This window comes from Patulibacter brassicae (assembly GCF_033949425.1).
Taxonomy (GTDB): domain Bacteria; phylum Actinomycetota; class Thermoleophilia; order Solirubrobacterales; family Solirubrobacteraceae; genus Patulibacter; species Patulibacter brassicae.
Genome location: NZ_JAXAVX010000006.1, coordinates 186,505 through 194,161 on the forward strand (window position 1 = coordinate 186,505; position 7,657 = coordinate 194,161).

Sequence of the window (7,657 nt, forward strand, 5' to 3'; positions counted from 1 at the left end):
GATGCCGAACACGGTTCGGGTTCGGCACCCCGAACCCGCCCGATATCCTGAGGCGCCGTGCGCCGCCCGACCGTCTCGGTGCGCGGCACGCCTGCCCGCGCGACCGGGCTGCTGCTCGCCGCGCTGCTGCTCCTCGTCGCGGTCGTGCTGAGCGTCAGCGTCGGCTCGCGCTCGATCCCGATCGCGGACGTCTGGTCGCTCGTCGTGCACCGCGACGACAGCGAGGCCTCGCTCATCGTGCACGAGGTCCGCCTGCCGCGGACGGTCCTGGGGCTGCTCGTCGGCGCGGGGCTCGGCCTCGCGGGCGCGCTCCTGCAGGCGCTGACCCGCAATCCCCTCGCCGATCCCGGGCTGCTGGGCGTGACGTACGGCGCCGCGGCGGCCGTCGTCGTCGCGGTGGCGCTGCTCGGGCCGGTCGCTCCGGCGCTGCAGGTGTGGTTCGCGATCCTCGGCGCGGGCGCGGCGACCGCCGTCGTCTACGTGGTCGCCGGTGGCTCGCGCGCCACGCCGGTGCGCCTGGCGCTCGCCGGCATCGCGATGACCTTCGCGCTCTACGCGGTGGTGCGCGGCGCGACGATCCTCGACCGCAGCGCGCTCGAGCGCTACCGGTTCTGGCAGGTCGGCTCGCTCAGCGGCCAGGACCCGGACCGGGTGTTGCAGATGGCGCCGTTCCTCGCGGTCGGGATCGTCCTGGCCCTCCTCCTCGCTCGGCCGCTGAACGCGCTGGCGCTCGGTGACGAGGCGGGCCGGGCGCTCGGGCTGCGCGCCGGGGCGACCCGCACGACGACGATCGTCGCCGCGACGCTGCTGGCCGGCGCGGCGACCGCCGCGGCCGGGCCGCTGGCGTTCGTCGGCCTCGTCGTCCCGCACGTCGCGCGGATCCTCGCGGGCCCCGACCACCGGTGGAGCCTGCCCTACGCCCTGGTGCTGGCACCGGCGCTCCTGCTGCTCGCCGACGTCGTCGGGCGGGTCGTCGCCTCGCCGCAGGAGCTGCGGGTCTCGATCGTCATCTCGCTCATCGGCGGTCCGGTCTTCATCCTCCTCGTCCGCCGCCGGGGCGTGCCGCGGCTGTGAGCGTCGTCCCGGACCTCGCGCGGCGTCGTGGCCGCCGTCCCCGCCGTCCAGGGGCGGACGGTCCGCGCGCGCTCGTCGTCGGCGTCGCCCTCGGGGTCGTGGCGACGCTGCTCGTCGTCGTCTCCGTGGCCACCGGCGAGTTCTCGATCCCGCTGCGGGACGTCGTCGACGCGCTGCTCGGCGGCGGCGACCGCTCGACCTCCTACATCGTCGAGACGCTGCGCCTGCCGCGGGCGGTCTGCGCGCTGCTCGTCGGCGCGGCCCTCGGCACGGCCGGCGGCATCTTCCAGCGCGTCACGCGCAACCCGCTCGGCAGCCCCGACGTCGTCGGGCTCACGTCCGGCGCCGCGGCCGGCGCCGTCGCGCAGATCGTCTTCGTCGACGGCGGCGACACCGCGGCGATCGCGCTCGCAGCGCTCGTCGGCGGGGCCGGCACGGCCGTCGTCGTCTGGCTGCTGGCGCTCCGCGGCAGCGACCTCGTGGCCGGCGCGCGGCTCGTGCTCATCGGCGTGGGCCTGAGCTTCGTGCTCATCGCGCTGACCGAGTGGATGCTCACGCGCACGACGCTCCAGACGGCGGCGCAGGCGAACGTCTGGATCACCGGCAGCCTCAACGCGCGGGGATGGGAGAACGCCGTCCCGGTGGCGATCGCCCTGGCGGTGCTCCTGCCGGGCGCGGTGCTCCTCGAGCGTCGCCTGCGGGTCCTCGAGCTCGGCGAGCAGGTCGCGGTCGGCCTCGGGCTCGGCGTGCGCCGCGCCCAGGGCCTGCTCCTGCTCGTCGCCGTCGGGCTGGCGTCCGTCGCCGTCTCCACGACCGGGCCGGTCCTGTTCGTCGCCCTGGCCGCGCCGCAGATCGCCCGCCGGATCGCCGGGACGAGCGTGCCCACTCCCGTGCTCTCGGCGCTCACCGGCGCGGTGCTCCTGCTCGGCGCCGACGTCCTCTCGCAGCGCGTCTTCGGCGCTGAGCGCATCCCCGTGGGCGTCGTCACCGGCGCGCTCGGCGGCACATACCTCCTGTGGCTGCTCGTGAGCGAGCGGCGGGCGGGTCGGGTCTAGGAGCGCCCCCCCCGTGCGGCCCACGGACTACGCTCGGGGCCTGCCGCGCGACGACCGTCCGACCGTCCTCATCCTCGGCGGGACGACCGAGGCCCGCGAGCTCGCCGACGCGCTCGTGGCCGACGGCGACGTCCGCGCCGTCACGTCGCTGGCGGGGCGCACCCGCGAGCCGCGCCCGGTGGCGGGCGAGGTCCGGGTCGGCGGCTTCGGCTGCAGCGCGGCGATGGCGCGCTGGCTCGCCGCGGAGCGGGCAGCGGTGGTCGTCGACGCCACCCACCCCTTCGCGCACGCCGTCTCGGTCGAGGCGCGCGCCGCCGCGCGGCGGGCCGGCGTGCCCCTCGTCCGACTCGTCCGCCCGGGCTGGACGGCCGGCCCTGGCGACGCGTGGCACCACGTGGACGACGTGGCGGCCGCCGCGGCGCTGCTGCCCGCGGTCGGCCGGCGCGCGTTCCTCGCCGTCGGCCGGCAGGAGCTGGGGGCCTTCGCCCGTCTCGACGGCGTGTGGTGCCTCGTCCGCTCGATCGAGCGCCCCGACGGGCCGCTGCCGGCGCGGCACGAGCTGCTGCTCGACCGCGGTCCGTACGACCGCGACGGCGAGACCGCGCTGCTGCGCGAGCACCGGATCGAGGTCGTGGTGACGAAGGACAGCGGCGGCGACGGCACCCGCGCGAAGCTCGACGCCGCGCGGGACCTCGGGATCCCGGTGATCGTCGTCCGCCGTCCGTCGACGGCCACGGGCGGCGAGCCGACGGTCGCGACGGCGCGGGAGCGGATCCGGTCGGTCCTCGCCCGGTCCTGAGGCACGCCGCGCGGCGACCGCGCGACGGTCGCGGCGGAGCCCGAGGGCCCCGGGCCCCGGCGGGATCCTCCGGCGCGCTCGCGGCGAGCGGGCCGGCGGTCGGACGGGGTCGGCCATCCCCGTCGCGCCCTCGCGGGAGCAGCGCGCTCGCCCGCCCGTCGACCGGCGACCTCGACGGCGACGTGGGCCGCCGACCCGCGTCGCTTGCGGTTCGCGGACGGACGCGGCCCGACCGGGCCGGCGGGCGCGTCGTCGTCCCAGCGGGGCCGGGCGGCCCGACGTGGGACCCTGGGCGGCGTGCCCGAGGGCGACTCGATCCATCACGCGGCCCGCCGGATCGGCCGGGTCGTCCTCGGCGGCCCGCTCGACCGCGTCGTGACGCCGAGCCCGCGCACGGCGCCGCGGGGCTGGGACCGGCGCCTCGCGGGGCGCGAGGTCGTGGCGCTGGACCCGCGGGGCAAGCACCTGCTGATCCGCTTCGACGACGGCCTCGTCCTGCACAGCCACCTGCGCATGACCGGCAGCTGGCGGGTCCGCCCCGCCCCGGGCGGCACGGGTCCGGATCTCGCCGTCACCGCGCGCCCCGGCGCCCCCGCCCGCCGCGGCGCCGGCCGCGGCGGGCGGCCGTACTCGGCCCGCACGTGGCTCGTGCTCGGCCGGGGCGAGCAGGACGTCCTGCAGATCGGCGGGCCGTTCCTCGAGCTGCGCACGAGCGCCCAGGTCGCCGGCGATCCGCGGCTCGCGGCCCTCGGCCCGGACCTCTGCGCCGAGGCCTTCGACGCCGACCGCGCCGTCGCCCGCCTGCGCCAGGACGACCCGACGCGGCCCGTCGGCGACGCGCTCCTGGACCAGCGCTCGGTCGCCGGGATCGGCAACGTCTGGAAGAGCGAGGGCTGCTTCGCCGCCGCGATCGATCCGTGGCGGCCGCTCGGCCGCACGACGGACGACGAGCTCCACGCGATCCTCGCCGCCGTCCGTCCCGGGATCCGCCGCTGCGCGGTCGAGGGCACGCACCTGCGCCCGAAGCACGTCTACGGCAAGCAGGGCCGTCCGTGCCCGCGGTGCGGCACGACGATCCGCAGCGCGGCGATGGGCGACGACAACCGCACGACCTCGTGGTGCCCAGGGTGCCAGCGATGAGCGGGGCGGCCGGGTGGCCCGGGGCGGCCGCGCGCGCGAGCGGCCGGACGCTACGGATCGGCCACAAGGGCTGCGCCGCCGTCGTGCCCGGCAACACCCTCGAGGCGCTCGAGCGGGCCGCCGAGCTCGGCGTCGACGCGGTCGAGTTCGACGCGCTCCCCGACGGTCACGGCGGCCTGCGACTGGCCCACGACCCCGACGACCTCGCCGCGCGCCCTGACGCCCCGACGCTCGCCCAGGCGCTCGACCGGCTCGCGCAGCCCGACCTCGCGCACCTCGGCATCGACCTCGACAGCAAGTGGCACGGCGACGAGGAGCAGATCGTCGCCGCGCTGCGGGAGCGCGATCTGCTCGACCGGACGCTCGTGTCGACGATGGAGGTCGTCACGCTCGTCCGCCTGCGCGAGATCGAGCCGGCGCTGCGCCTCGGCTGGTCGGTGCCGCGGGTGCGCCGCAACCCGCTGAGCCATCCGGCGACCCGCCCGATCGGCGTCGCCGCCGTCCTCGCGGCGCGCCGGATCCTGCCGCGGCGGCTCATCGCCGCCCTGCGCGAAGGCCGGGTCGACGCGGTCATGGCCCACGAGTCCCTCGTGAGCCCCGCGTTCGCCCGCGCCGTCACCGCCCACGGCGAGCTCTACGCCTGGACCGTCGACGACGCCGCCCGCGCCGCCCGCCTCGTCGCGCTCGGCGTCACCGGGGTCATCTCGAACGACCCGCGCCTGGTGCCGGCGGGCTGACGTCGCACGGGCGCCGCGATCGGCGCCGGGATGGCACGGGGAAGCACCGGGCGGCGCGGGGGAGCACCGGGCGGCGCGGCGGGACGGCACGGGGAAGCACCGGGGCGGCGCGGCGGGACGGCCGGGGCGCGACCCGCCGCCCGGACGAGGCCGAGGGCGGTGAGCATGCTGGGTGCTGGGTGCTGGGTGCTGGGTGCTGGGTGCTGGGTTCCGGGTTCCGGACGCCGGGTAGGTCGGATGTCGGATGCCGGACGTCGCGCTCGTCGTCCCGCGCCGCGCGACCTCGACCTTCGGCGTGCCATGCGCGCGACCCGTCGGTCTCGTTCGCGTCTCCGCACCGAGACCGACGTTCCGCATGCGACTCCAGACCGGTCACGACGCTCGCGCGGAGGGCTCGGCCCGCGGCACCGCCTCGTGTCGCGGCGCCGTTCCGGCCCGTGCGAGGCGTCGAGCTCGTCCCGGGCGGTCTCACGACCTCGACGTTCTGCAGGTCGCCCGTGTCGTTCGTCGTGCTCGCGCCGCGCGGCGTCTCGATCTCGACGTTCTGCAGGTCGTCCGTGTCGTTGGTGGTGCTCGCGCCGTGCGGCGTCCCGACTTCGACGTTCTGCAAGTCGCCCGTGTCGTTCGTCGTGCTCGGGCCGTGGGGCGCCCCGACCTCGACGATCCGCGTGCCGGTGTCGGCGCGCGTCGCGCCGGCCACCGGCCACCGGACGCTGGGGCACCCGCGGCCGACGCCGCCGTGGCGGGCCCCCGCGAGTCGCGCCGCGACCCGGACGGCACCGCGGGCGCGGTCGCGGCCCGGAGACGGCGAGCGATCACGCCGCGTGACGGATCTGGAGGTGGCCCGTAGTGTCCCCATGAGCGAGACCGCGACCGCCACGCTCGCGCTGCCCACCCCCCGCCGGAGAACGATGGACGTCGAGGCGCTGTACCGCTCCTGCGCCGACGACCTCTACGCCTACGTGCGGACGGTGGTGCGCGATCCGACCCTCGCCGAGGACGTCGTCGCCGTCGCCTTCGAGCGCGCCCTCGCGCGCCGGGGGCGCTTCGACGACCGGCGCGGGTCACCGCGGGCCTGGCTCTTCACGATCGCGCGCAACGCGGCGATCGACGAGCTGCGACGGGGGACGAAGGGCGCGGCCCTGACCCACGATCCCGTCGACGAGCGACAGCCCGATCCGGCCGAGCTCGTCGTGCAGCGCGACGAGCGCGCCGCGCGTGACGCGTCCGTCGCCGCGGCGATCGCGTCGCTGCCGGGCCGCGACCGCGAGCTCGTCGCCCTGAAGTTCCACGCCGGGCTCTCGAACGCCGAGATCGCCCGCGTCCTCGAGCTGTCGCCGACGAACGTCGGCAGCCGCCTGCACCGGATCCTGACCCGCCTGAGGGAGGCCTGCCATGTGGAAGCGTGAGACCCCGCTGTCCCCCGAGGTCGTCGCCGAGCTCGACGCCCTCGACGCGGCCCTCGCCGGCGCCGACGACGTCGACGCCGAGCTGGCGCTGCTCGTGGCCGCGGTCGCGGCCGACAAGCCCACCCTCGACGCCGGTGCGCGCGAGCGCCTCGACCTCCGCGTGGCCGATGCGGCTCGGCGCGAGGCCGATCGCTCGCCGTCCGCGTCCGCCGACGGCCGGACGCGGCCCGACGCCGCCGGTCCGCGTCCCGCGTCCGGCGGGCGACCGCCGATCGCGCCCCGCTCGAGCGGCGGGCTCCTCGCCCGCTGGCGCGGCCCCGCCAGCTGGAAGCCGGCGGTGGCGCTCGTCGTCGCAGCCGCGGTCGCGGTGCCTGCGGTCGTCCTGCTCGGCGACCGCGACGGCGGCAGCGACACGCAGTCGATGGCGCTCTCGGACGGCGCTCCGTCGACGCCGGACCGGAGCACGACGACCGAGTCCCTGACCCAGGAGGGCCGTGCCGGCGAGCTCGACGCGGGCCCCGGTGGCGATGCGGAAGGCGCGGCGGGTGCCTCCGCGGCGGCGCCCTCGGTCGCGCCCCAGGCCGGACAGCGCTCCGACTTCTCCAAGCGGGTTGTCCCCCCGTCCGGCGGTGCGACGAGCGGCGAGCTCAGGTCCCGCGACCGCCAGGTCGTCCGCGACGTCGAGCAGACCGTTCGCGTCGGCCGGCGCGACGTCGGCCGCGCGACCGATCGGATCACCCGGATCGTGCAGGACGCCGGCGGCTACGTCGGCGCCTCCGAGGTCCGCGAGCGGGCGAGCCGCCCGAGCGCGACGTTCCAGCTCGTCGTCCCGACGGCCCGGCTCGACGCGACCGTCGGCGAGCTCTCGCGGATCGGCGAGCTCGTCCGGCTCGAGCGTCGCAACGAGGACGTGACCCAGCGCGCGGCGTCCCTCGACGACGAGCTGCAGGATCGCCGCGCGGGCCGCTCGTCGCTGCGACTGCAGCTGGCGCGGGCGGAGAGCGCGTCCCGGCGTGCGGCGCTGCGGCGGGAGCTGCGGCTGCTGACGAACGAGATCGCCGGCCTCGAGGCCCAGCGCCGCAGCCTGCGCCAGCAGACCGACAGCGCCCGGATCGCCCTGCGCGTCACGACGGCGACGACGGACGAGGCGGTTCTGCCGCCCCCGGCCGACGACGGGCGCTGGGGTATCGGCGACGCGCTGTCCGACGCCGGCCGCATCGCCGAGGTCGCCGGTGCGGTGCTCCTCCTCGTCGGCGTGTTCCTCGTCCCGCTCGGGCTCCTCGGCGGCCTCGGCTGGCGCGTGCGCCGTCGCCGGCGCGCGCTCGTCGCCGACCGCGCGATCCGCGAGACCCTCGTCGAGGTGATCGGCGAGCCCGGCGAGCCGTGGGAGCACGTGCAGCGCCGGCTCGCGGGCGGCTGGCACCGGGCGGCGATCCGTCACCT

Annotated in this window: 7 protein-coding genes; all 7 read left to right on the plus strand. The window is 77.7% G+C overall.

The window, feature by feature from the left end:
- The first annotated feature begins 57 nt into the window (after positions 1-57).
- Complete coding sequence (locus SK069_RS13300; RefSeq protein WP_319954728.1) at positions 58-1,074, plus strand: FecCD family ABC transporter permease; 1,017 nt, start codon at positions 58-60, stop codon at positions 1,072-1,074.
- On the plus strand, positions 1,071-2,129 hold the full coding sequence (locus tag SK069_RS13305; RefSeq protein WP_319954729.1) for a FecCD family ABC transporter permease: 1,059 nt from the start codon (positions 1,071-1,073) through the stop codon (positions 2,127-2,129). Before SK069_RS13300 ends, SK069_RS13305 begins: the two co-directional genes overlap by 4 nt.
- Positions 2,130-2,142: 13 nt before the next feature.
- Positions 2,143-2,928 carry a cobalt-precorrin-6A reductase gene (locus tag SK069_RS13310; RefSeq protein WP_319954730.1) on the plus strand — a complete coding sequence of 262 codons (786 nt, stop codon included), beginning with the start codon at positions 2,143-2,145 and terminating at the stop codon, positions 2,926-2,928.
- Between the two features lie 297 nt (positions 2,929-3,225).
- Complete coding sequence (locus SK069_RS13315; RefSeq protein WP_319954731.1) at positions 3,226-4,068, plus strand: Fpg/Nei family DNA glycosylase; 843 nt, start codon at positions 3,226-3,228, stop codon at positions 4,066-4,068.
- A complete protein-coding gene (locus SK069_RS13320) occupies positions 4,065-4,805 on the plus strand; it encodes a glycerophosphodiester phosphodiesterase (RefSeq protein ID WP_319954732.1) in 741 nt (246 codons plus the stop codon). The genes SK069_RS13315 and SK069_RS13320 overlap by 4 nt, the downstream gene beginning before the upstream one ends.
- Before the next feature lie 857 nt (positions 4,806-5,662).
- A complete protein-coding gene (locus tag SK069_RS13325) occupies positions 5,663-6,214 on the plus strand; it encodes an RNA polymerase sigma factor (protein ID WP_319954733.1) in 552 nt (183 codons plus the stop codon).
- The coding region (locus tag SK069_RS13330; RefSeq protein WP_319954734.1) for a DUF4349 domain-containing protein at positions 6,201-7,657 on the plus strand (1,457 nt) is incomplete at its 3' end. The genes SK069_RS13325 and SK069_RS13330, both read left to right, overlap by 14 nt.